Here is a 24,024-nt window from a genome sequence, read left to right on the forward strand (position 1 = left end):
ATAGATTATTGAGGGTAACCGACATTAGTACGAAGTGCACCCCAAAAGATGAATAATTGACTAAAGCAAGGTCATTATAAGAGCCCAAGAGTATACTATGGCTTGACTAACGGTACGTTGTATAGCCACTAGGACTGATCTTGTTGGCAGGTATAATGATAGCTATTACATAGTCTGGATGCTTTTCCTTAATGGGATAAAGCGGAGATAAGTGTAGAATTTGCACTAGTGAGCGAATATCATTTAAAGGACTAGTTTGTTGTTTGGAGCTTATATCATAGATAATCAAAAAGCCAAGTTTGTGATAAGGTCTGATATACATCTGTACCTGAGCCACATAGTTTTGGCTAACCGAATCCCAGTCAAGGAATTTATCTGTTTTTTTAACTTCGATTGGAAAAACGACCTGTTGATCCTCGTAAACAATATCGACCCGGCTACCACCAATAATATCTGACACTTCGTACTGATAATTGGCAGCATGTTCACCGGCGGTTAATCGAACAAAAAGTCCATCCTGAAATACAGATTCTAACGTAATCGTTGAATCATACAAATACGGGAAGAACCGTTTAGGCTGCGTTTCTGCATGATACGCATAGCGGATTAAATCGGTTAATACGGTCGTAAAAATAGCCCGCTCCTTAGGTGGGTATGAAGGGATTAACTGGTTTAATCGATTCAATACCGATCTAATTATCTCATCAACGATTAAATAACCTGTTAACGTCGTAGCTCTATTTTCACCTTGTTGAGCCACGTATCGAATCGCTAATTGAGCTTGAATTAACACTTCAGCTAGACCTTCATTTGCTAGCTGATTAACATCCTGAACAATCTGAGCCGGATCAATCCAACTAAAGCCCGAACAAAGTATAGCAACTGTACTTAACGAGTCATCCTTTTTTTTTTCGCGGTACGTCTCTAGACGTACCGACAGATTAGTCAAAAACTCAGTTAGGGACTTGTCAGCAGAATCAGTGCCGGATAGAATTGCATTGATTTTAACTTGGCAGGCTGTCAGATTATGAACATAGTATCGGGTTAAAATGGTGTCGATGGAATTGGCCGCCAGGGCACTTGAGGGACCGTATAATCGATGAGAAATATTATCGCGGATTAATAGCTCGTTGAAACAGGTACTCAAGAATAAAAATTCTTTCTTATAATCGGTCCACGTGTATTCTTGCGCGGTTCTGTGAACCATCGCGCGCAACTTGGACAAACTATTAAAAACGCGATATTCTAATAAATCGATATTCGGCAAATGTCCCCACAACTGCCGTTCCCACAACAATTGTCCTAATTTATCGTATTGATCTTCCGCAGAAGAAGGCTGAAGACTTAGTAAGGATAATAAATAGCTACTGGTTTGACTAAAGAACTGGGCATCAATTCGGTTTTCAGAATGCTTTTGAGCTAGATCAAACCACTCTTTTGCCTGATGAATCTCAGCCACAGGATCGCTGCTAGCAGTCAAATTGACACGATATAACAAATGAACTAGTCCTGCACGGTAACAAGCTTCGGATGCGATTTCAGTATCTTGTTTGTGGGACTCTTGTTCAAAAACCTGATAGCACTCTGTGTCATCCCCGTACAATAAAAATAGATATTTCAATCGGGTGATATCAATAAAGGAATTCCCTGTAGGTTTAGCTTCCTCTAATAAAAAGTCTTTTGTGTAGTCATACCGAATTACGTCAACTAGAGTCAGTTCACTTATGTATTCTACTGCGCGCTGTCGAAGATAATCGTTTTGTTCCTGCTCGAAAAGTTGGCTAAAAAACCGTTTGATACTTCTCGAATCAAACTGTGCTTTAATTTGCGAAATGGACAAAGCATCGATCCAATCAATCCGATCAGCAACCGGATATTGTCGAAAAGTATCGTAGCTTAAACCACTGGCTAAATTCATTAGAAGAAGTATTCTTTCTGAGTCTTTATCTCCACCTGATCTGTATTGATGGCTGTACCTAACTCCCGTTGAGCAGTACCCACAAAGACTTGCAAGTCATTGCCAAAATGGCCCTGAATGTAAGCTAATGTTGTTTTTAAACCATCTACATATATCTGGTCCCCCTCTTCGCGGGCAGGAGAATCTAGCACCAAAAACCGGGGATGCCTCCCTAGTTGGTGTTCAACATCCAATTCAATCAAGGCAATATATAAGCCTAATTTGGCCCTTAATTTCTCACCAGCTGTTATTTCATCGAAACTGTATTCTTGCCCTCGCATGAAATAAATCACTTTAAAATTAGATTTAACTTCAACTCGCTCATAATGAGGTAGACCGAATGAATGTAACTGCTTCAAATAGAGATTCTCAAAAATTGAGATCAATGATCGACTACGTTCATCGCGTTCCTGCTGAAGAATTTGTTCGGCCAACTCAATAACTTGAATTTGGTTTTCAATGGCCGAAGGTCCCGATTCGACAACTGATACAATTGGGATAGGAATGGCTAGTTTTTGATCTAAAATGGCTTTTCGAGCGGACAGTTCGGCTACTCGATTAACATGAGCTGCCCAATCGAATGGCGCAGGTTGCTCCTCCAGAACGCGTTGTTGTAAGTCACCCACTTTAGTGAGCAATTGCTCTACATTGAGCGCATTAATTTCCCCACCAATGGTATTTATACGCGCTTTGAGTTGATCAATCTCCGCCTGTACACTAGCTCTGTCAACTTTTAATCGATACTGATCATCAAAGAGGGTTTGCCGCTGTTGATCCAGTTGTTTGACCTGATTTTTATAAGCGTCCTTATCAATTGGCTGATGATCTACCTCATGTTCACATAATCTACAATTACCTGTATCCTTTTCATGTATAACTTTCTGTTTATCAACGGAATGATTGCAGTTGGGACAGGTTCTTACTTCGAGGCTATTGAAAAACGCTCCCAAGTCCAGTAGCTCCTGAACATCATTAATACGCCTTTTTTTCTTGGTTATGTCGACTTCATAATCGTCTATTTGACGGGTTAAGGTCGTAATTTTTCTCTTTAATGAGATCAGCTGTACATCAATTGTATCTAGTTCTCTTTCCAGATTACCACGACTTTGTAGGGCATTTCGATAACGTTGTCTGATTTCTTCCAGTGATTGCTCAAAATTAGTTACAGGCGCTGTTGTAACACGTTTAGCCTCTGCTTCTAAATTGGATAAATCGTAATTGATTTGGGCTAACTCCAGCTGATCCGCTGCGTGCTGCTCTTGATTGATGGGGACTTCCTCGATCTGAGGAGCTGCTTTGGCAATGCCCAACTGATTGACTAAATGGTTCCGTTTAATTTTCAGTCGATTTATTGGATAGGTCAGCTCCAAGCCAAGAAGCATCTGAAAAATCAACTCGGCCTGATTTCCGATAAATAGCATACCGTAATCTTCAGCCTCTAGAAAGATAGACTTATAGTAAGTAGACCAACTCGCTCCGGAGGTCAGTAGCTCCGGGTTACCTGGCCGACCGTCACGCTGAGTCCATTGAAGAGAATAGTAAGCTAATTCCCGGAAGAAAAGGCCCTGCATGTACTCTTCGTATTTCCCTAATCCTCCGTCAAATAATGGGAGTTGAGTGTCCTCTGCTCCAAACAGAATTAACTGCCGACGTCCGCCCGTATAAAGTGCGAAATGGAATTTCTCATGTTTATCCCGATCGATATGAACTGTGTAAACGTTACTGCCTACACTGAATTCAAGCCAGATCTGGCTCAGCCAGCTTTCAACATCTCGGGAAAGTTTTTTACTACCGGTTAAGGCCAGTTTAATAATTTTGAAGATAGATGATTTGCCTACCAAATTGTCCCCTACCCACAAGTAAACGCCTGTCTGGAAAGTTCTTTGGTAGTGGATTGGCTCTTCAATATCTTGACCTACTTTTAACCCATTAAATTCTAAGGAAAGGATGATTAATCGTTTTCCAACGGAGAGTGGGCTATCCTTGTAGTAAGCATCTTCGCTAATGGTCAGTAATTCTTCAACCTCTTTGCTCGTCAGCTTATCCCCAATCTGAGAATGAACCTGTTTTACCAGTTTACTAAAATCAAAAGAGTTATTCATAATTCTTCTGAAAATAAAGTTCTGAACTGGTTACGTACCTGCTCTTCAATGTCCGCGATATAGCTGTTAAGAGGGGTATCTTTGTATGTTTCAATTGCATATTGGCGATTTTTCAACTGGCTACCCTTTAGGTCTCCGAAATAGAGTTGAATTAATCCACAACGGTCAAAATACCATTGTGCGGCATTGATGGCGGCTAATCCATGTTCGATACGCTCAACTCCAAAATGAGTCAAATAGTATTCTTTCTGAATAGTAAGGAGGCCAACGCTATTACGACTTTTGAATATGACTAGATTAACTGACGTTAAAAAGGAAATAATCGAATCCAGTTCTTCATAAGCTCCGTAAAAAAATCGACGCATCTCATCAGTCTTTAATTCGGGTTCTCCATTCGCAAACACCTGCTGAACGATTGCTTTGGTAATCTGCTCATCAGGTATATTGGCTTCAGCATGCATTCGTAATAACTCAAAACAGAAGTAGCTGGGATATCGAAGCAAAAAGTCAATTTTTTGAATTTTAACTTCAGAGCGAAAGACACGCGCAAGCCGTGAGTCCGTAGGATCATCAACAGGTTCAGAAAAGAAATACAAGATCAGTAAAATCCGTAATCGTTCTCGATAAGTACTGTTCATCCGCTAATCAATCAAATTTATCTAGTAAGCAACCAACCCAAAGAACATACCTATAATTATCTATTTCTATGTCTTATGTAGAATTTAGTCCTCATTGCTCATCGGTAACTGTATCAGAATAAGAGGATACCAGGGTATACCTGACCGATACTGGACTCCTCAAGGTTTATCAAATATGTCTAACTGGGCCTGATCACTCATTGGAGTTAGCAAACCAAACGCTTCCTGGCTTTCTAACTCGGGCCGTGGCCGAGCGTAAAGCCATTTGGGCCCTGATGTACTCTTGAGCGAAAATCGATTCAGGTAATTCTCAATCTCCTTGTTCTGCTGCGGGTGTACCCGATTTATTTCTGCCATGTTGACAAAAATAACGTTTTGTTTACTTTGGGTGATGTTACCGACCCGATCACGAATATGGTGTAGCAAATGCTCTGAAGTATTATCATACTCACCCGTTGGCAAGAGGTATTTGTAGCTTATGTACAAATAGGCATAACCCCGTTGGTAGGTTGAAACGGCCAACTCATATTGAGCTGATTGTTGCTGAACCTGCTGCCAGGCTTCTATCTCCTGTTGGGCATCATATATTTTGCGACGAGATTCAGCCTGGGCCAGTGGCGGCAAATGATCTATTTTGTTCTGGAGTTGATTAATCGATAATGACAAGCCATTGAGGTAGTCATTAATGTGTTCGTCGCGCTCTTCTTCGGTGAGGTCATGAGGCTTTTTGAGCCAATATTTATGTTTACTGAAGAAACTCATGCGTACAGCTGGTCGGCCATAGTTGATCAGTTTCACGGTTTTGCATCCAAAATCCCGCCAAGTTGCGAACTCGGCCATATATCTGCTATCGATAAAATGAATATCGCCACATTCTTGCCAGTTACCCTCTATGTCCCATTCATCTCGGTTGGGTCTCAGCTTTGGAACTTTAGTAATTTGCTCGGATAAGCCTGTGAGTAAGTACTGGTATTCCTTTTCCGTAAATTTTGTATTTTTCTTCACAGCGGGTGAACAATCATTTTAGTGTAAAGATAATTGGGTCTTTATTTTACTCTCAGAGTAAAACTAATTTTTAGGAAATGCTTTTTCAATTTTTGATTTAAAAATTTGATCCCAAACCCATGAGCAGATCTATCACTTCAATGCCCCTTTGATCAATTACAACTTGTTTCTTTTTTTTAATTGTTTTGAAATTGAAAACTTGATTATTTGATACTTGTAGGCCGTTTTCTACACGGCTAGCTCTCTGTGGAACAACTAGTTACGATGATTTTGATTAGCATAAAGCAAGATATAAGTAGGTTTAGGCAAGATAGAGGTAGGTTTAGGCAAGATGAAAGTAGGTTCAAGCAAGATGGAAGTAGGTTCAGGCAAGACAGAAGTATCCACAATTGACCTTTTAAGCAAGATGGAAGTAGATTTGAGCAAGATAGAAGTAGGTTTAAAGCAAGAAAGATATACAGCTATGATGCTTTAAATATGAATCCCAATTAATTATATACTTGCCATTTTTAATACCTGATAACAATATGTGTAACATATTGCCCGTTAAATTTCGATAAGTGCAACTGACAAAGCCAATTAAACGCAAAGTCTTCATAATCAAATATATAGCTAAATAAAGCAATACAAAAGTAGGTTTACGGGGTACCGTAAAGCAAGATAGGTGCTTACCATATTGCTTTGATAGCGATTATTCATATTTTTGAGCTAGACTTACCAGCTAATGACATGGGAGAACTCGTCCATATTCAAGAGCCGCTCCGGCTATTATTGTCTCGAAATAACTTCGACTTACTAGAAAGACGAGTGTATTGGCTGATACTCAGGCACATTAAGCAGCTCCAGATCTTGAGGCCCGCTGAAGTCGAAACCCTTCCAAGTGAATTTCCGGCATTCAAGATTCCCATTACTGATCTACAGTTACCGAACTCGTCGTCCGAAGTAAATTACTCGACTTACAAGCGGGTTGCTCAGCGACTTACATCCAGGCAACTATACCTTGATTCCCCTGCACAGCACGAGTTTACCTCAGTAGTCGTTTTTCCAATGGCTCGCTATAGTAAAGGTGTATTAACGGTTGAGGTCAATAAGCACTTGGTACCGTACATGATTGACTTAAGTAAGGGGTATACCAAGCTCCAACTCCAAGCAGCCTTGTCTCTTAATAGCCAGTACGCTCAGAATCTATATACGAGACTCTGTAAGTTCCTCGATACAGGCATCTGGCGGGTTAGCGTTACAGATTTGAAAGACATCCTCGACGCCCAACAGTACGTTCGCTGGTCCAATTTCAAGCAGACCGTACTGGCTCGGGCGATGGAAGAAATCAACCAGAAGACGGATATCGAAGTTTTCGTCACCGAAAAGAGAGAAGGCCGCTTTATCACCACGCTGATCTTTACGATAAAGAGGCAGTCTCGTAAAGACAACAAAGCGTTTGATGCCTTCAATGAGGAAATGGACATGGTGTATGCTCAGCCGACTGAAGAGCTTCAGAGTAAAGCGTCCCAAGTTCTGTTACAACATTACCGATTTACCAGTGCCCAGATACGTGAAATCATTAGTAATGAGAATCTGCTACAAGAATTTATTCGGCTCGACGTGTTGATCCAGAAGGGGTTCATTGATGTAAAGACGAATCCAACCAGGTACATCGCCGGCATTTTATTTAAAAAACCGAAAGCTGCGGCTACCAAGTGAGTTAAGTGAATTTAGTACTCAACGATTATGATACGATTGACACTACCAAGAGCCAGCACGCTGTTGTGTTTGATTCTGCTAGCCGGTTGTTCAAAAGAGAATGCCGGGCCAGCAATCGACTCCGCACAGATAGTCGGTAGCTGGCAGATTACCACAATTACAGCTGATCCTGCGGTTACCTCTCCCACCTACGGTACTACCACAGATGTTCTCCAGCTATATCAGCAAAACATTGGTAAAGATTGTGTCGGCCCAACCCGGTACGAATTTGCGGCCGACGGCGCATTACAGCTCACAACCTCGGCGGATTGTCAGAATAGGTTGAACAGCCTTTTCGGATTTACCTCAGCGAACTGGCGTACAACCGGTCGACAACTACGCGTGGAGGGTAATTACGATGCGCTGTCCTACACCGTGACGGAACAAAGTGCGCAGACTATGGTGTGGCAACGAACAGAGTACAACTCCCCATTTGACGGGAAAACTCATTTGTATACGATCACACTTTCAAAACGCTAAGTCAGTCAATTGTCATGGTCCTGTTCAACAGGCTCAATTTTGTGAGAGCACGTTTTTTTAAAGTTAAAAGGCTTTTATAAAAATGAACCAACGTTTTTAATTTGCCTAAGGCATAAGTCCTCATTATCACAAAAGTCTACTAAAACAATTGCTCATTTCAGCCTTAAGTGATCCATCAAGATAGCCACGATTAGAGCTTGCGATAACGCATTAATTAAATGCTGCTAAGCCATGTTCTTTTACATTGTAAAGCGTAACGAAAGGTATAGGTGATTGCCTTGTTTTTAAATAAGGTGTCAGCATATCTTCTTGTGTTAAAAAATATGATTTCACAGAATAATCTGAAAGGTTTAGTCCATACTTTGAGCTGACTTGGCCTAAATTACCTGCTAGCCAAGCGTCACGCTCTACATGCTTTTCAATCCAGCCTTTCTCAGAATCACTTCCAAATAGTTTATCAACTTCTCCGATCATTTCTTTAATGTTTCGACTTGGAGCCATACTTTTGCATTCTAAACTATAGAGAGTTTTTGAGGATTTGTCGATTACAAGGACATCAACATCCCCAATGTCTTTGTGATGTCTAAGATCTGATTTTGTGTTTATCGGAACTTCCGAATCAATTATAAGATCATCGGAGTTAAAGGCAGTCATAACTGATTCTACCAGCTTTTTACCCTTCGGCTGAGCCAATTTGCCAAGTACTTTTTGAACTGGACCATCCTCACTAACTCTAAGTCTATTGGTAATGCACTGGTCATACCAATACATTCTGCTTGAAAGAAGTTGTCTCAAGCCCCAGTACACAGTTGGATTATCAGGATTGTCTGGATTGTCAACCAATACTAATGGCTTGCGCAATAGTGATAACCTTCTGTTGAAACGCCAGGGAGAAATATCGAAGTGATCAAATCCCTTAGGAACATTCTTGGCAAGCCCTCTATTAGTAATACTTAAATAATTGATTGCCGTATCAAACTCTTCCTTTGAATAGGTGTGATCATGTTTATTTATTTCAGTAAATAAAACACTCTTTTGTATGATGGCACAAGCGGAAGGCTGCTGATAGGCAATTATTCCCAAGTCGTTGACTACTTCACACAGTCTCGTAAACGAGATCCCAAATTCTTCAGAAAAAGCATTGTCTAAGCTTTTTGGTACGGATGATCCTTTAATGGGGTTTTGCTGAGGAAATACTTGTTCAAACGTATCCAAAGCATCAAGAACATTTTCCCTCGCTTTGGAGGCATGATAGGGGTCAAAAGTTTCATTGAATTGTTGCTTTGATGTACCGATTCTACCAGAAGCAAGTACACTCAACTCAATATTAAAAAGGTCATAATCTATTTGATCACCTATCGAGCCCCAATCAATAATGGCGTCCATAATAGCGATGAGTTCATCTATCGCAGTAGTACTAATTATTTTATTCCCTGAACTAGGTTCAGCTGCAAGATGCTCAATAAGGCATCTTACTGCAATCGTTGTTTGATTGAGCTTTGCAAGACTTTCCTTTAAATCACTAATCTGCTGTTCTACAGATACAAAGCAGGCGATTCTTGTGGGCGTTTTAACCCTTAATTCCTCCCTTGTATGGATAAGGCTTTCATTCAGACTAATTAATCTTTTTAGAAGTGGTTCATTCGGATATTGGCTAATGGTTACTTGGAGCTTTGGAAGTAAAACGCGCATGACGATATCTCTTGTCAGCTTTGTCTTAACTGCTTTCTCTGTTACATCTCCCACGGGTGGACATAAGGCCCCCAAGCCTGGAACGAGGCTATTCAATACCGTATTGACATTGTAGTCTTGGATATATCGATGGTCCTCTAAGTGAGAAGGATCAAGTAGTAGGTGGTCAGCGGTATCAAGAATAAAGACCTTTTTCTTGACACCCAGTGGCGCTGCTTGATCAACAATTTCATTGATTCTATCTTCCTCAATCAATGGAATCTGCTTAGAATCTAAGAGTAGGTTAACTCCGTGTAAAAGCTGCCGGGTCAATTCTCTTTCTCCCTCATTATCTGCACCATACAGGTAGGGTATAATAGAAGGAGGTATCGAGATTGAAATGGTATTACCTTCGAGAGAAACTGTAAAGTGGCTGGCTAATGCCGTGTCTCTTTCAAAGTTTCGCTCTATTGGATTGAAGCGATGTTCCTGTTCAAACTCGAATGTGAATGAAATTGGGGTTGAATCGAGAAGCGCTAATTCCGCAGTTATAAAATCCTGACATTGCCATAACCAATAGGCAATAGCGTCAGTCATTTCAAAATACAGACCTCTAGCCTCAGCAGGTATGTCTAGTGAATTTTTATTTGCATAAGCCCAAACCGGCTGAGGAAACCCTTCAATTGCTAAGTTCAGATTCCCTCCAGATAATTCATCAACGGACAAATAGATTGGAGCATATTTATCTTTGCGAGTTACAGGTATTTTAACCAGTTCTCCCTCGATCAATCGTGTAACCGAATGTTCGTCCGTTAGAGTTTTGGCTTCTTGATATAGACTCCCGGCATACCCTGGTACGACATGGAGCATCATACCTGCAGCATCATCTGAAATATAAAAGGAGTCATCATTGTCCTTGTATACTTTGAACAAATCAAGAAAAGATGCACCTACCATACTGCCGTCGGGCATTTGGACATCTTTAGCATTAGCGAAGTTCCAAAGATCGATAGCATTATATTCTTTTAATTTAACCAGCGTATCAAAATCATAAATTTGCATCCCAATACTTATAGAATTTTCAATTCCGCCATACATGCAGAATAGGTCTCCACCCATAGATGAAATCAAATTGATATCCATGAACTGATGACCAGAAAATGCAGGCTGTGCTAAAGTATCGTTAATAATTTGTGTCTTTCTTTCCTCATGGGCTACTTCACTTGACGTCAAATATTGCACAAAGGCAAGCTTGTCATCATCAAAGCGATAGATAGCTTCTCTAATTGCAGGGTTTTTGTTTTCAGAAATTGCAGGTATCTCAATTAACGAAAAACCAAGCTGCTTCAAATGCAGCTGTGTATAGTTCCATATAACATCGTGATATGCATTATTAACAGTTGGTAGGACACTTGATAGACTGGCTTGGGAGCGAATGAATTCTGTCAAGGCGTAGCTTAGCGTTGCTGGGGAAGTAATTATATATTCTCCATTGTGGTGGATAATTGGTTTCGTGAGCAATGGACTTTCTTCTAATTGCTCGTTCGCCAAATCAGGGTCATTTATATCAAGCACAAACATGTCCAGTGCTTCCCATGCTATGTTCTCTTCATGAAGAATCTGCTGCATTTCGCTATCTGAAAAAATGATAGCTGCTTTTAATTCTTCAAGCCTCGGAGCAGATGGGACGAATATGGGTTCATTCTCAACCTTCTCAAATTCGTATCGCCTATAACCAAGACGATTTGCAACTTTATTGGAAATAGTAAGTATCAGAAGCGAAGCATGCAGACAATTAGTTTTAAATTGAGCTGGTATACCTGAATCTGGCCAAATGAAAATAGCGGTCAACAGTTTAGAAAGCACATAGCTTCCACCTTCTGTAATGCCTGGGAAAATAATATAATCTCCTCCATAAAAGGTCAGCAGATCTGTAAATAAATTAACAACGGGATCTTCAAGATAGTGGGAAGGATAGTTATTGGTTAGAAATGCTTCTAAACCAGATAACGGAACAGCCGGTTTATACTCGTTGAAGCTATTAAAACATCTTCTAGAGAGCTCCTCAAACCTCACATTTTTCCCGTGATTCTGGTGAAGAAGAGTGAGTCCTGCAAACGACTTTAATAAATCACTTGAATTGTATTGACTGAAGAAGGAAGGCGGTCGTTCTTGAGCCTGGGTAATATCAAACGTACGGCCCGAACTAATACAGCATTTCTTGTATTTCTTGCCACTACCACAAGGGCAATCATCATTTCGTCCTATTTTCTCGCTCATGTTATAGTTTGGGAATACACGTTAACACTAACGCTTGAGTTATTACCTTGATTCCTGCTATAGAAGGAAATCTAAAGTAAGTTGAATACCTTTTTTATTGACAAGCAGAATCGTTCAATCGCTAGCTTGATTCCTTATTTCTTACACCTTCATTACTTTTTGGAATGAAGTAACTTTATAGATATTAACGTTTATAACGAAAACATCTGAGAAACCTAATCATACTCCATATAGAGCAAACGCTATTGAATAGATCTGTTAACAAGTATTCAATGATTTCACCGTCTCACAAATTCTCATTTGCGAGAATTGGTGAAACAGATAAATTTTTCCAACTTGCATCCTATGGCAAATACACCTGAGCGATTGCAATCTCCTGAAGCAAGCCAAGCCGTCAGCAAAACGATTACCCGCTACACGGTCAGTCAGCTGATTCGCTATTTTGGGGCTGACTTACCCAAGTCGAGTAATTATCCCCGGCACGCAAGGGCTTATATAGACTTTTGCTTAACAGAAGGTTTCGGCATCGACGGGTTGAGCTTTACCCGGTTTACCACGAGTCTACCTCCCAACCGGGTATCACCCATCCGTAAGTTCCTGCTATTCTATCAGACTATCGGTTGCCCCACCGTTGTGGCTGACCCCAAGACCACCAAAATTCCACCAGCTGCCAACCAGCTCGTGTTGCGATTCATTCGCGAAGCGAAGAGCCTACGTGGAGATCGATCCAAAGAAACCTACACGAAAGCGCTCAATGCGTTCTTCATTTATGTTGACGAACAAAATTCGTTAGGGCATTCTGTCTCATTGAGTGGGATGGTGGTTTCCGACTTCGTGCAGCACTTGAAAGACAACCAGTACTCAGCCTTTACTATCAACCTGTATCTGTCGGCCATCAAGCAGTTAGCAACCTGGTGCATTCGCCGACGTGACGATCTCAAGCTAGGCGAGGACCAGCTCAATGCGTTGCGCGATATTGACGACGTGCGGGGACTGGCTATTGAGCGAACCTTCTACAAAGACAGCCTGGAAGCAAACGAAAGGCAACAGATCTTGGAAGAAGTGGAGACCACACGGGATAAAGCAGTACTTGTCTTGTTGGGGCTGGAGGGGTTAAGGACAGTCGAAGTAACCCGTCTGAAATTGGGTGATTTGGACTTCGAGAGGCATCAGCTACAGGTGCTGGGCAAAGGCAAAAGCACTAAGAAATCCATAAAATTTTTCGGCGGATGTCGGGATGTTTTGCAAGCCTATCTGGAAGAAACGGGCCGCTGGCCCCAGCCTCATGGTCGGCGCGGGGAGTATCTGTTCGCTGACTTGAAAACCCATCAGATACGATACATCGTGGATAAGCAACTTAAAAAGCACGGTCTGAAGCGAACAGGCATGTCGGCTCACAGTTTACGGCATACAGTAGGCCAGCTTTTACTAGAGGAAGGGGTTAGCCTGGAACATGTGCAGCAGCACTTACGCCACGAAACCATGGAAACAACCCAGTTTTACACCAAGAAGAAGACTCTCAGAACGTATTTTCAGGAAATGCCAGACTGAACATTCCTAGTTCGTCCAGGCTGATTTGAGCGATGGAAGATTGGGTACAGAACCACAGAACCGCGCCTTACACTCTGGCATTGTAGCTAAAAATCTACTACAGAAGTATGTAGCTTTCAGAGTCAGCCATCTTACTGTAGACTAAAGTCAATATGCCTATCATCGACGCAGCGTTCAGTAATCAAACATCGATGTCAGGTTCAGTACCATTTTAAAAAAGGTGAACAACTTATTTCTCATTCCGTAGAGCCAACCATTGATTAAGAGCTACTGAAAAATCAGGATGTTCAGAAGTTTGAAAGCCCAACTCCAGATCAAGGAGTTGCAGAGCCTGTTCAAGAATCACTTTCTGAGCATTAGTGGGTACAAAATTGGATTTTGCCAAATCACGCGATAATTGATGTAAAGAGGCAATAGTAAACAAATAGGTCGGTTCAGAAACTTGCATACTTCTCACCGCTAGTGTAGCCCAATAGTCAACATTTTCAAACAGCACATGCTACAAGCGTATAGCAAGTTTACAAACAAATAAATTTATCAAACGGCTACCGTGCCAACCCGGTTTGATTTCGGGACAAACAGGATATTCTCAAGGACAAACCGCCATTTATATCTCAGAGAGCAATTGGCAGGTGGGCCCAAAATAAACCAATTACTCTACTAATTAGATATATTTAAGATTACCTTCTGTAAAATTCATTGTGAAATCAAATCATTCTACAGCTTCAGGACAAACGACATTATACCAAGAGGCCGCCTTAAGACTGTGTGTATCAACTGTCGCAGACAAACAAGCCGTTGCATTGCTTCAACATACTACCTATGGCACAGAAGGCATACGCTACTGTCAAACCGGCCAAGAAGCTAAAATAAGCCAACTGTATAATCCCTACTTTTTCCATCTCTACCAGCAGCAGGAATTGATTGGATTGTACTGCCTGGATCAACGTCCGGTGGGCTTTCCCGGCGAGTCATTTTCTGGTTATTACGGCCGTTACTTGGCCGTTCGTGACGATGTTCAGGGCAAAGGATATGGGCAGCTTCTGAAAACAACCGCTATCAATTATATCAGACAAAACGTTTCAGCACCATACCTGTTCTACTCCTATATCGAAGGCAAAAACACCCGTTCAATGGCCGCTTCGATGCGCGAAAGTTTTGAGTCTGTAGCGAAGCTTAGAACATTCATGTTCAGGCGTTTCTCACCCAAGAAGGATGTCCGCTTTAAAGTGGTCTCATCAAATGACACAGATAAGATTCTGAATCTTGTCCGAAGTCAGTATGCAGGCTACGGTTTTCAAAACTTTCTGAACATCAATTATAACAACAACTACTTTGTCCTTGAAGAAAACGGACGCATACTGGCAGGGGTTCAGGCGAACCCAATCGTCTGGAAATTAGTCCATGTTCCGGGTAAGCTGGGACCGTTTATCCGGTATGTCGCCCCTTTGGTGCCGGGCCTACGGCGATTCTTCAATCCAGAAAGACAGTCATTTGTAGCCTTGGAAGGCGTCTACATTGAGGAAAGCCATAGCGAACTATTACCTGTTCTGCTGGAAAGCGTACTGTCTCACTTTGAGATGCATACTGCTATGTGGCAGATTGATCATAAAGACCCCCTCAACCAATTGCTTAATAGCCCAAACATGGGTCATCTTAGCCAGTTTCAGCCTGGCGTAACTACGCACGTTATGGTCAAAGCGGTTGGCCTTCCTTCAACAGTTGAATTAAGTAGAACACCAGCCTATGTATCCAGTTTCGATTATTCGTAAGCCGTGCTCATTGTCTTTTAGCGGGTGATACATTATCCATTTAATTCAAGAATAGTAAGCCGCTATATAATGAATCAAAAAGAAACGCAGTTAAAACAATTACTCGAACGTTCCCGACAGCAGCTGACTCGACCCTTTTCCAACGTTCAGCGACGACTACTGTATGTGATCAACATCACGTACCTGGCATTAACTCCAATCTTTCTGATCAGCGAGAAGCTGGCCACTGGCTCCTATGTACCTGACTACAGGTTATGGTTCGTCTACGGTTTTGTAGGAATTGCCAACCTTATTTCGGGAGTTTATGCGTTCATTACGTTAAAAGGAGATCGCTTAACTGTATTTGGGAAACGGCTGGACTCCTCCATGCTAAGACGCGACTCGCGCATTGACCAGGCCCTACGCTGGACGAGTGTTGTTTCAGTGATGTGTTTGAGTGTGGTCAATACGTTAGGCATTGGTAATCCTTCGACAGATTCGTTGCTGACTGACTTTGCCTTTGCCCACTCGCTTATTGTGTTGGCTGCACTAATCCTGGGTAGGACGGCCATGCTTACGTGGTCAGTTGTGGTAGTTGCAATACTGACATGGGTAACCTTTGAAAGGTTAGGGTACACGTATCGCTTTAACTACCTCACACCGGCGGAATCCGTTCGCTACGAAAAAGCGCTGGATCAACAACAGGGCTGGGCGATTAACCGACAGGCTATTCTTAGAGCCAATCACCTCAATCCGCCCCAAGCGTCGCGCTATTTCAATACCTGGATCATTTTTATCGGTGTAGCTACCGCCACTGCGTACTTTTTCGCCGGTGTGGCACTCGACCTTTTTAAGGTAATACCAGAGGTTACCGACGACATAAAAGATGCGATCGAGGCCACTAAACTCGCTGAAGAACGACGTCTGTTGCAACAGCAAGAAACATTAAGTACCGAACTAAAGGCACTAAAAGCCCAAGTAAACCCGCATTTTCTATATAATACCTTAAACTATTTCTATATCAAGTCACAAGAAGTTGATCCCGAGCTGGCTGACTCTATTATTAAGCTGTCTGAAATCATGCGATACAGCATGCGTGAAGATTTCAATACGGCCAAGCTATCTGAGGAAATCAATTACATGAAGCAGTTCGTTAGCCTTCACCAGCTTCGCTATCCTATAAGTATGAATTTCACCGTTACCGGCGATGTGGAATCCAAGAACATACTACCTTTTCTTCTAATTGGTTTAGTGGAAAACGCCTTCAAGCACGGAAATATGACTGATCCAAATTACCCCTTCGTTATTGATGTTAAAGCAATGGATGATCGGATTGATTTCTTCACAACAAACCTGAAAAATAAAAAGCAGCGGTTTGAGAGTAATAATATCGGGCTTAATAATACGCGCCAGCGACTTGAACACGCATACGAGAAGTATACATTCGAAATTAACGAGACAGATGATACCTTCTCTTGTAACTTAACTATTTACAGCTAATGGCTATGACCTGCCTAATACTTGATGATGAGGAAATCTGTGTGAATCAGCTCCGTAAGTATATTGAACAAGTACCTACGTTAACCCTTAAGGCTTATTTCACAAACCCGAACGATGCCCTCCTATATCTGGAGCGGGAAAAAGTGGACTTCATCTTCTTAGATATGGAGATGCCCAACTATGCACTCGATGGGCTGGACTTTATACGCATAATGGGCGATTCCCAGCACTATGTGTTTACCACGGCATACCCCGAATACGCTTCACCGAGCTATGAATATAATGCGATTGATTTCCTCCATAAACCTTATTCATTCGAGCGATTCACGAAGGCCATACACCGCGCCAAACAGGTGCTGGGTATTATCAGTAGAGAAGATACCACATCGACTGACAAATACACCTTTGTGCGCGTCGATGGTAATTTACAACGCTTGGATTTTGACGATTTATGTTGGATTGAGAGTGAACGCAATGGTATTTGGTTTTATACCGAAATGAACCGCTTCAACTCCCCTTTAACGATTAGTGATCTTGAAGCACGCCTTCCCCAAAATAAGTTTGTCCGCATCCACAAATCGTACATTATTCCTGTCAACAAAGCAGAACTGATCAATAAAGACACGATCTGCATTCGAAGGCAGGGCAAGCTCCAGGAACTACCCATTGGCGACACGTACAGAAAAGACTTTATCACTTCCATCGAGAATAAGGTTATGAAAAAATAAGCTAACCGCTCTGAGTGAACCTTCGGCAGCAATAACCACTCTTCAAGGGGTACGCTACACACACTTAAAACCAGCACGATGACTCGTACAACCATCAGTAAGATTGTATTCTACTAGTCAATTCGGAGTGCTGCCTGGATACTTTTACTGATGTATGCTATTGCGACGGAACATGTCGTTTTCCGACTTGGAGCGCAGTATGTATTTAGCAATTTTGACTCTTTAGCATATTGCTCTGAAACAGTACAGTATCCTTAAAGTATTTTTAGTTATGCATTATTTTCTGTTTACGCTCCTGCTCCTAACTGGCTTCACTAAAAATGGTCAGCTTCCAGATAACCCTCAGAAAATAGCAACCGGACACCTTCCAGTTCTAGCGACTGATGTAAAGGGTACAGTGCATCTGGCTTATAGTCAAGATTCAACCATCTACTATGCAGTAGCTAATGAGCAATCCATTCAGTTTAATAACCCGGTTGTGGTGGCAACTTTACCTCAACTGGTAGCCGGGGCTAAACGGGGGCCACAAATAGCAGTCACTGAAAAATATGTCGTCATTACAGCGGTAAATCGAGCGGGTAACGTGTTTGCGTACTCACTTGACCGGCAAAGTGGCAAATGGTCTCCTGCCGTGCGAATTAATGATGTGCCGGAAGTTGCCAAAGAAGGCTTTCAGGCCGTGGCAGGTGCAAAAAAAGGCACCTTTCATACAACATGGCTCGACCTGCGCGAAGACAAACGAAATAAAATTGCAATGGCTACTTCTCGTGATGGCGGACGTACCTGGTCGGCCAATCGGGTCGTCTACCGCTCACCGGATGCTACTGTCTGTGAGTGCTGCAAAGTGTCAATAGCAGCCAAACAGGACGAGGTTTACATTCAGTTTCGCAACTGGCTCCATGGCTCCCGTGACCTATACCTTGCCCATTCAACTGATAACGGAGAGACATTTACTCCGGCCCAAAAAATGGGAACTGGTACATGGAAGCTGAATGCATGCCCGATGGACGGCGGGTCAGTCATTTTAACTGCAACCAACTCATCGAAACCTAACCAACCCCTTACCGTTTGGCGAAGGGAGAACACCTTGTACACGTGCCGACCGGGTGAAGCTGAACAAGCCGTATCGACGGGTCGGAACGTGACAGCCGCTTCTAGTTCATCGGGGACCGCTTTAGCTTGGGATGAAGCCGGTACGGTTTGGCTTAAACTCAATGGCAGCGAACCGACTTCCCTTGGTAAAGGACAGATCCCAAGTGTTGTACTTACCAGCAAGTTAGCAATATGTGTTTGGGAAGCAGAAGGGCAAGTTTTAATGAACTACATTTCCCTCGATTAAGCACATTACCGCCAAGACTGTTCATCATATAAAAGCCCATCAACGTGTTTGAACGCATTAATGGGCTATCAGAAATTGATGTTTTTAACCAACCATGTTATGGGCACCTTGCGCCATTTTGCGGCAAATCTCAGCGCAACGAAAGCAGGCCTGGGTGCATTAATGGTGTCAGGTGCCTCCTATTGATTAGCTAGTAGTTTCAGTTCAATATCAAAATCGTCATAGATCGCTTTGTCGCCAAGGGCGTCAAAGAAAGATGTCGAGCCGTACTTTATGTCGTATTTGGTGCGGTCGAGTGTCACTTTGCCCTCCGCTTCTACTGTGGCTCCATTTTGTTTCACCCTAACGGGGAACGTTACAGCATTGGCAATCCCTTTGATACGCATATTGCCCGTCACCTGATACGTGGTGGCCCCCTTAGGCATCACCTTTGTGATCGTAAAGGAGGAAATCGGATGCTTGCCTGTCGAGAAGAAATCGTCGGATTTCAGGTGGTCGATCAGTTTGGCATTGTAGGTCGGATCAGTTAAGTCGGAACAGACGATACTATTCATATCGAACGTAAACTGGCCACCTGTCAGCTTGCCTCCGTCAAAAGTCAGCATGCCCTCGTTAAATTTCAACGTACCCGTATGTTCGCCCGTCACCTTCCTGGCCTTCCAGTGCAAGCTGCTCTTCGACACATCCACTTTGTAGGTGTCCGCGTACATTGTTTGTTTACTACGCGCGGCCATTGTGCCGATGATGAAGAGTAAGATAGCTGCCAGTTGATAGGGAATTTTCATTTCAGAAGAAATACGAACATGGTGATTAATGCGATGTAGGTTAACGTAGAAACAAAGCCGAAATTGTACCTATACGTATTTTCCGTAGATTGCACCCAAAGGCTTCAAACGCAACTTGTTAGCAAGCGCGCCCATACAGCAACGGATTGCCCGGCTCCTGCTGGGACTACTTATGTTGATGCAAATCAACTCAGTGGTGTTCCGTCATGCCCACCGCCTGGCCAACGGACAGATTGTCACGCACGCGCATCCTTACAACCTCTTCAGTAAATCGTGTCCGCTATCAGCTAATCCGCACACGACCCACGAATTGCTCCTGCTGGATGCGGTCAGCAACGCAGCATTCGTACCCACATTCGCGCTGCTAATTGCCTTTCTGCTACTGTGGGTGCGCTTTATCACCAGTTCCGTTCCTGTTGCGCCAACATCCCCGGTACGAACGGTCGTTCTGGCCCGGCCCACGCTACGCGGCCCGCCCTCTTCGCTCTCTCTCCGGCATTAACAGACCTGCTTGGGGTCTGCTTTCGGCACTGCGTTGCTTACTGGTCCATGACGACCGGGGGATGCTGTGCCGTTGTATTCACCTTTTTTCTGCTTTTTAATGAAGAAGATAACACTACTGTATCTGCTGCTGTTGGCAGTCGTATTTGGCGTAGTAGCCTGCGAGGCACTGCTACCAGCGGCTCCTGCCGACGATGCCCTGCTCGACGGGCCAATTGCCGAGTTAACCCCAGAACAGAATGCCCGGTTCTCACTGGGGGATGCCGCTTTCAACCGCGATATTTTCACGCCCGCAACAGGCTTAGGGCCTATTTTCGTCGCCAGTTCCTGCGGCTCCTGCCATGCTGGGGATGGTAAGGGAACGCCCTTCACCACGCTCACCCGCTTCGGACAGCATGACGATACGGGTAATAAGTTCATGGGGCAGGGCGGGCCGCAACTCCAGAACCGGGCTATTCCGGGCCATGTCGCCGAACTACTGCCTGCGGGTGCGCCCTTCTCTAAGTTTACCCCCCCCGCCAATACCGGCCTGGGCTTGCTGGCTGCTCTTACCGACGAGCAGATCCTAGCTAATGCCGACCCGACCGACCGGGATGGGGATGGAATTTCAGGCGTACCCAACTGGATTCATGCCCCTGGTTACTTCAAACCGCAGTGGTTCCACAGGGAACAGAATGGCAGGTACGTCGGTCGATTCGGCAAGAAGGCGGCCGCCATTGACCTGCTGCACCAGACCGTCAACGCCTACAAGCAGGATATGGGAATTACCTCCGAGTTTGATTCGGAAGACCCCATAAACTATGCGGTGTCGGGGCAGGCCGGCGACGCGGCAGATGACCCGGAGGTATCGTCGGCGAAAGTCAACGCGGTAGTGTTTTACCTGCGAACATTGAAAGTGCCGGTGCAACGTACCCCCAGTGACCTGATAGTGGTGGCCGGGAAGCAACTGTTTATAAGCCTGGATTGCGGCAAATGCCACACGCCCGACTGGAAAACAGAGCAGTCGGACGTGGCCGCGCTGGCTAACCGTACCTTCTCACCTTATACCGACCTGCTGCTGCACGATATGGGTACGGGCCTTGACGACGGCTACACCGAAGGAATGGCCAAAACCGCCGAATGGAAGACACCACCCCTGTGGGGCCTGGGCCTGTCGCAAAATTCACAGGGGGGACGGGTGTTTCTGCTCCACGACGGTCGCGCTCACTCCGTGGACGAGGCCATCCGGCTGCACGGCGGTGAAGCCAGCCGCAGCGTGGAAAAATACACCAAACTGGCTGAAGCCGAACGCGGTAAGCTGCTTCGATTCCTGGATTCTCTCTAACCTCACCGCTTTTCGCCATGAAAAAAGATGTAACACTAAACCGGCAGGCCTTCCTGAAAACCTGCGGAATGGCCTGCCTAAGTACGTCGGTGCTGACGGCCGCCCTGACGAGCTGCGCGAGCGTCTATTACGCGCAGGCCCCCCGCATCAAAGGGTGGGCGATTCAGATTAGCAAAAAGGAGTTTGACCTTGACTCAAACGGTAAACGGCAACGCCCGTTTATGGTGGTCGAGATGAAAAACCAGACCCACCCGATTTACCTGCGCCGGGTCGGGGGCGATAATTACACGGCGGTGCTCATGCAATGCACCCATCAGGGCAACGACCTCAACGCCCACGACGGATACTTGTCGTGCCCGGCCCACGGCAGCGAATACGATACCGATGGGCGGGTAACCGAAGGCCCCGCCGAGGATAGCTTAAAACGCTACAACGTGACAACCGACGATCAGTATATATACATTAACATCGCCTAATTATGAAGACACTCTATTTTCTGATTGGGTACGTATTGCTACCACTGGCAGCTTATGCACAGCCTGACGCGGCCCGACCCGTTTCGACCTCGGTTACGGCTGCTTCGGCGTTGAACGCGACCAAGCCGATGCCGGCAGATTCGACCCCCATGCCCAAGGCTTTTGCCGACCTGTTCTACCGTGACTCGACGCTTCGTAAGGGCAAGCAAGAGAAGGGTGCGCTCAAGATCAACATGGATGCTACGTATGACCGGCCGTTCCTTACCTCAACGAAGGCCCCCGTTTCGATTGGTGGCTATTTGGAAGCTAACAGCCAGTATATGCAAACCAATGGCAAAACCGATGGCCTTTCGTTCCAGGCTCGCCGGATGACTATTTTCCTGGCATCGAGCATCAACCGGCGCATCAAGTTTCTCTCCGAAATCGAGTTCGAGGACGGCACGAAGGAAATCAACATCGAGTTTGCTGCAATGGATATTGAGTTGACTCCGCTGCTGAATCTGCGCGGAGGCATCATCATGAACCCGATTGGCTCCTTTAACCAGAACCATGACGGCCCCAAGTGGGAATTCATCGACCGGCCCATTTCGTCGGTCACCATTATCCCCTCGACCTGGAGCAACGTGGGGTTTGGGTTATATGGCAAGAAATATACGGCTAACTGGGTGTGGGCTTACGAAGCGTATCTGACCAACGGGTTCGACGATCAGATCATCGCCAATACCGCGAACCGCACGTTTCTGCCCGCCACCAAAGCGAACCGCGACCGCTTTGATGAAAGCTTTAACGGGGTGCCGTTGGTGACACTCAAAACGGCCTTTAAACGGCGAAAATTAGGCGAAATTGGCCTATCATGGATGGGGGGCGTGTACAATAAATTCCAGGTCGATGGGCTGGTGCTGGATCAGCGTCGGCGTGTGGATGTGTGGGCACTGGACTTCAATACGACGCTACCCACCGGTACGTTCATCAACAGCGAATTTGTGTGGGCCAGTATCGACATACCCGCCACCTATACCCAGCAGTTTGGCCGGATGCAACAGGGGGGCTGGATTGACATCGTTCATCCGTTGGTGAAGAAGACGATGTTTGGCTGGAAAAAAGCGGTCGTCAATGCGGCCCTGCGCGTGGAACGGGTCGATTACAACGTGGGTACGTTCGCTGAGACCGGTGATCCGCTGCGGGATGATCTGTGGGCTATTGTACCGGGATTCAGCTTCCGACCTTCGCCCACGACGGTGATCCGGGCTAACTACCGATACCACTGGCAAACCGATTTACTTGGTAATCCCCCCGCCCGCACGGCCGGATTTCAATTTGGCTTTTCAACGTATTTTTAAGCGGTTGGGGCTATAACCTGCGCGTCATAGCCCCCAATTTAATATCCTGCCTGTCCCTCAACGTATCAGCTATGCATCTTCCTAAACCCGGTTACCATGAAACTACTGTGCTGTATAGTGCTGGCCCTGACCATTGGTCAGGGCCAGCACCACCCGGTTAACCTACCTGGGCCGAGGCCGCACCGACACTGGTGCGATCAACCCACTCGCAGGCTACGCTGGCTAAATCAGATGATTCAGAACGCCCGGTCCTGGCCTTCTTACCATTATGGCTGGGAGGTACATCAGGCCCGTTACCGGGGTCAGGAAGTGTTCGTGCTGCACCTGTGCCGCCATTGTGGTCAACAACGTGGTTTTTTGCTCTATAACCACTACGGCGAACTAGTCGGGCGGGGCGAAGGAGCCGACTCGACTTGGGTAACTACCCTTACCAACGACCGGCTTTTAGCCGCTCATCCGGGACGATTTATGGCTGCACGATAATTTCTTATCCCGTACTCACTCAACCTGGTTATAGTTGTGATTTACTGACACTTTCCCTATCAAAATGGCTATTTCTGTGTTAGACAATGGCTGGCCTTTACTACAAACGATTAACTAAAATTGGCTTAGTAGCTTTAGCCTGGACAGTTGCCAGCCATTACGGATTTCGTCGTCGGCACACTGGTGTGACTATCCAGTCGAGCAATTACGCTAGCTCAATGACTTAATCGCTGACGTTCGTTCCTACGCGGCCCGTGGTGGCTGGGAAATGCATCAGGCCCGTTACGAACGGCAGGAAGTATTTGTCCTGTATTTGATCGTACCACGAGCTACTCAAAGCACCTTTGTCCTCTACAATCATTACGGGGATGAG

20 protein-coding genes are annotated in these 24,024 nt (G+C 44.7%); 12 read left to right on the plus strand and 8 right to left on the minus strand.

The genetic code is table 11. The features are described from left to right. Positions 1 to 106: 106 nt before the first annotated feature. The 4 genes from ACAW75_RS23605 to ACAW75_RS23620 form a co-directional block, all read right to left on the minus strand. Positions 107 to 1,918 (minus strand): hypothetical protein, encoded by a 1,812-nt coding sequence (locus tag ACAW75_RS23605; RefSeq protein ID WP_370731237.1) that lies wholly within the window; start codon positions 1,916 to 1,918, stop codon positions 107 to 109. Then, entirely contained in the window at positions 1,918 to 4,059 is a 2,142-nt protein-coding gene (locus tag ACAW75_RS23610; RefSeq protein ID WP_370731238.1) for a hypothetical protein, read from the minus strand. Before ACAW75_RS23610 ends, ACAW75_RS23605 begins: the two co-directional genes overlap by 1 nt. Further along, positions 4,056 to 4,697, minus strand: a complete 642-nt coding sequence (locus ACAW75_RS23615; protein WP_370731239.1) for a hypothetical protein — start codon at positions 4,695 to 4,697, stop codon at positions 4,056 to 4,058. The genes ACAW75_RS23610 and ACAW75_RS23615 overlap by 4 nt, the downstream gene beginning before the upstream one ends. Positions 4,698 to 4,856: 159 nt before the next feature. Then, positions 4,857 to 5,702 (minus strand): hypothetical protein, encoded by an 846-nt coding sequence (locus tag ACAW75_RS23620; protein WP_370731240.1) that lies wholly within the window; start codon positions 5,700 to 5,702, stop codon positions 4,857 to 4,859. Between the two features lie 729 nt (positions 5,703 to 6,431). Here ACAW75_RS23620 and ACAW75_RS23625 point away from each other — a divergent pair. Together ACAW75_RS23625 and ACAW75_RS23630 are read left to right on the plus strand one after the other, a co-directional pair. Next, the gene (locus ACAW75_RS23625; RefSeq protein WP_370726205.1) at positions 6,432 to 7,403 is read left to right on the plus strand and encodes a replication initiation protein; all 972 of its coding nucleotides are present in this window, start codon (positions 6,432 to 6,434) and stop codon (positions 7,401 to 7,403) included. Positions 7,404 to 7,430: 27 nt separating this feature from the next. Next, positions 7,431 to 7,922 (plus strand): lipocalin-like domain-containing protein, encoded by a 492-nt coding sequence (locus tag ACAW75_RS23630; protein ID WP_370731241.1) that lies wholly within the window; start codon positions 7,431 to 7,433, stop codon positions 7,920 to 7,922. Between the two features lie 210 nt (positions 7,923 to 8,132). Here ACAW75_RS23630 and ACAW75_RS23635 read toward each other — a convergent pair whose 3' ends face one another. Continuing rightward, the gene (locus ACAW75_RS23635; protein WP_370731242.1) at positions 8,133 to 11,873 is read right to left on the minus strand and encodes an anti-phage protein Upx-like protein; all 3,741 of its coding nucleotides are present in this window, start codon (positions 11,871 to 11,873) and stop codon (positions 8,133 to 8,135) included. Positions 11,874 to 12,185: 312 nt separating this feature from the next. Between ACAW75_RS23635 and ACAW75_RS23640 the strand changes: the two genes are divergently transcribed. Further along, on the plus strand, positions 12,186 to 13,424 hold the full coding sequence (locus tag ACAW75_RS23640; RefSeq protein WP_370731243.1) for a tyrosine-type recombinase/integrase: 1,239 nt from the start codon (positions 12,186 to 12,188) through the stop codon (positions 13,422 to 13,424). A gap of 229 nt (positions 13,425 to 13,653) precedes the next feature. Here the strand turns inward: ACAW75_RS23640 and ACAW75_RS23645 are convergent, their stop codons facing one another. Further along, positions 13,654 to 13,872, minus strand: coding sequence for a hypothetical protein (locus ACAW75_RS23645; protein ID WP_370731244.1), 219 nt, complete (start codon positions 13,870 to 13,872; stop codon positions 13,654 to 13,656). 253 nt (positions 13,873 to 14,125) lie between these two features. On the opposite strand from ACAW75_RS23645, the gene ACAW75_RS23650 reads away from it, so the two are divergent. The 4 genes from ACAW75_RS23650 (at position 14,126) to ACAW75_RS23665 (ending at position 18,742) form a co-directional block, all read left to right on the plus strand. Continuing rightward, a complete protein-coding gene (locus ACAW75_RS23650; protein ID WP_370731245.1) occupies positions 14,126 to 15,196 on the plus strand; it encodes a GNAT family N-acetyltransferase in 1,071 nt (356 codons plus the stop codon). 69 nt (positions 15,197 to 15,265) lie between these two features. After that, a complete protein-coding gene (locus ACAW75_RS23655) occupies positions 15,266 to 16,675 on the plus strand; it encodes a sensor histidine kinase (RefSeq protein ID WP_370731246.1) in 1,410 nt (469 codons plus the stop codon). Next, positions 16,675 to 17,403, plus strand: coding sequence for a LytR/AlgR family response regulator transcription factor (locus tag ACAW75_RS23660; protein ID WP_370731247.1), 729 nt, complete (start codon positions 16,675 to 16,677; stop codon positions 17,401 to 17,403). Before ACAW75_RS23655 ends, ACAW75_RS23660 begins: the two co-directional genes overlap by 1 nt. 271 nt (positions 17,404 to 17,674) lie before the next feature. Next, positions 17,675 to 18,742: a sialidase family protein gene (locus ACAW75_RS23665; RefSeq protein WP_370731248.1), complete on the plus strand. Its 1,068-nt coding sequence runs from the start codon at positions 17,675 to 17,677 to the stop codon at positions 18,740 to 18,742. 179 nt (positions 18,743 to 18,921) lie between these two features. Here the strand turns inward: ACAW75_RS23665 and ACAW75_RS23670 are convergent, their stop codons facing one another. Beyond that, positions 18,922 to 19,527, minus strand: coding sequence for a YceI family protein (locus ACAW75_RS23670; RefSeq protein ID WP_370731249.1), 606 nt, complete (start codon positions 19,525 to 19,527; stop codon positions 18,922 to 18,924). A gap of 115 nt (positions 19,528 to 19,642) precedes the next feature. On the opposite strand from ACAW75_RS23670, the gene ACAW75_RS23675 reads away from it, so the two are divergent. The 5 genes from ACAW75_RS23675 to ACAW75_RS23695 all read left to right on the plus strand — a co-directional run bounded on the left by ACAW75_RS23675 (position 19,643) and on the right by ACAW75_RS23695 (position 23,651). Further along, positions 19,643 to 20,029: a DUF8478 family putative metalloprotein gene (locus ACAW75_RS23675; RefSeq protein WP_502918602.1), complete on the plus strand. Its 387-nt coding sequence runs from the start codon at positions 19,643 to 19,645 to the stop codon at positions 20,027 to 20,029. A 99-nt stretch (positions 20,030 to 20,128) separates the two neighbouring features. Continuing rightward, positions 20,129 to 21,352 (plus strand): di-heme oxidoredictase family protein, encoded by a 1,224-nt coding sequence (locus ACAW75_RS23680; protein WP_370731251.1) that lies wholly within the window; start codon positions 20,129 to 20,131, stop codon positions 21,350 to 21,352. A gap of 17 nt (positions 21,353 to 21,369) precedes the next feature. Continuing rightward, positions 21,370 to 21,828, plus strand: a complete 459-nt coding sequence (locus ACAW75_RS23685; RefSeq protein WP_370731252.1) for a QcrA and Rieske domain-containing protein — start codon at positions 21,370 to 21,372, stop codon at positions 21,826 to 21,828. Between the two features lie 2 nt (positions 21,829 to 21,830). Further along, positions 21,831 to 23,168, plus strand: coding sequence for a hypothetical protein (locus ACAW75_RS23690; RefSeq protein WP_370731253.1), 1,338 nt, complete (start codon positions 21,831 to 21,833; stop codon positions 23,166 to 23,168). 96 nt (positions 23,169 to 23,264) lie between these two features. Continuing rightward, entirely contained in the window at positions 23,265 to 23,651 is a 387-nt protein-coding gene (locus tag ACAW75_RS23695) for a hypothetical protein (RefSeq protein ID WP_370731254.1), read from the plus strand. 223 nt (positions 23,652 to 23,874) lie between these two features. Here ACAW75_RS23695 and ACAW75_RS23700 read toward each other — a convergent pair whose 3' ends face one another. After that, the gene (locus ACAW75_RS23700) at positions 23,875 to 24,012 is read right to left on the minus strand and encodes a hypothetical protein (protein WP_370731255.1); all 138 of its coding nucleotides are present in this window, start codon (positions 24,010 to 24,012) and stop codon (positions 23,875 to 23,877) included. Positions 24,013 to 24,024 lie beyond the last annotated feature (12 nt).

Origin of the sequence: Fibrella arboris (genome assembly GCF_041321095.1) — a bacterium.
In the GTDB taxonomy this organism is placed as follows: Bacteria; Bacteroidota; Bacteroidia; order Cytophagales; family Spirosomataceae; genus Fibrella; species Fibrella arboris.

Coding starts and splice junctions, on each gene's coding strand:
- ACAW75_RS23685 (WP_370731252.1), top strand. CDS start 21,370: ATGAAAAAAGATGTAACACTAAACCGGCAGGCCTTCCTGAAAACCTGC.
- ACAW75_RS23700 (WP_370731255.1), bottom strand. CDS start 24,012: ATGATTGTAGAGGACAAAGGTGCTTTGAGTAGCTCGTGGTACGATCAA.
- ACAW75_RS23645 (WP_370731244.1), bottom strand. CDS start 13,872: ATGCAAGTTTCTGAACCGACCTATTTGTTTACTATTGCCTCTTTACAT.
- ACAW75_RS23660 (WP_370731247.1), top strand. CDS start 16,675: ATGGCTATGACCTGCCTAATACTTGATGATGAGGAAATCTGTGTGAAT.
- ACAW75_RS23635 (WP_370731242.1), bottom strand. CDS start 11,873: ATGAGCGAGAAAATAGGACGAAATGATGATTGCCCTTGTGGTAGTGGC.
- ACAW75_RS23690 (WP_370731253.1), top strand. CDS start 21,831: ATGAAGACACTCTATTTTCTGATTGGGTACGTATTGCTACCACTGGCA.
- ACAW75_RS23630 (WP_370731241.1), top strand. CDS start 7,431: ATGATACGATTGACACTACCAAGAGCCAGCACGCTGTTGTGTTTGATT.
- ACAW75_RS23625 (WP_370726205.1), top strand. CDS start 6,432: ATGGGAGAACTCGTCCATATTCAAGAGCCGCTCCGGCTATTATTGTCT.
- ACAW75_RS23610 (WP_370731238.1), bottom strand. CDS start 4,059: ATGAATAACTCTTTTGATTTTAGTAAACTGGTAAAACAGGTTCATTCT.
- ACAW75_RS23605 (WP_370731237.1), bottom strand. CDS start 1,918: ATGAATTTAGCCAGTGGTTTAAGCTACGATACTTTTCGACAATATCCG.
- ACAW75_RS23665 (WP_370731248.1), top strand. CDS start 17,675: ATGCATTATTTTCTGTTTACGCTCCTGCTCCTAACTGGCTTCACTAAA.
- ACAW75_RS23695 (WP_370731254.1), top strand. CDS start 23,265: ATGAAACTACTGTGCTGTATAGTGCTGGCCCTGACCATTGGTCAGGGC.
- ACAW75_RS23680 (WP_370731251.1), top strand. CDS start 20,129: ATGAAGAAGATAACACTACTGTATCTGCTGCTGTTGGCAGTCGTATTT.
- ACAW75_RS23670 (WP_370731249.1), bottom strand. CDS start 19,527: ATGAAAATTCCCTATCAACTGGCAGCTATCTTACTCTTCATCATCGGC.
- ACAW75_RS23615 (WP_370731239.1), bottom strand. CDS start 4,697: ATGAACAGTACTTATCGAGAACGATTACGGATTTTACTGATCTTGTAT.
- ACAW75_RS23655 (WP_370731246.1), top strand. CDS start 15,266: ATGAATCAAAAAGAAACGCAGTTAAAACAATTACTCGAACGTTCCCGA.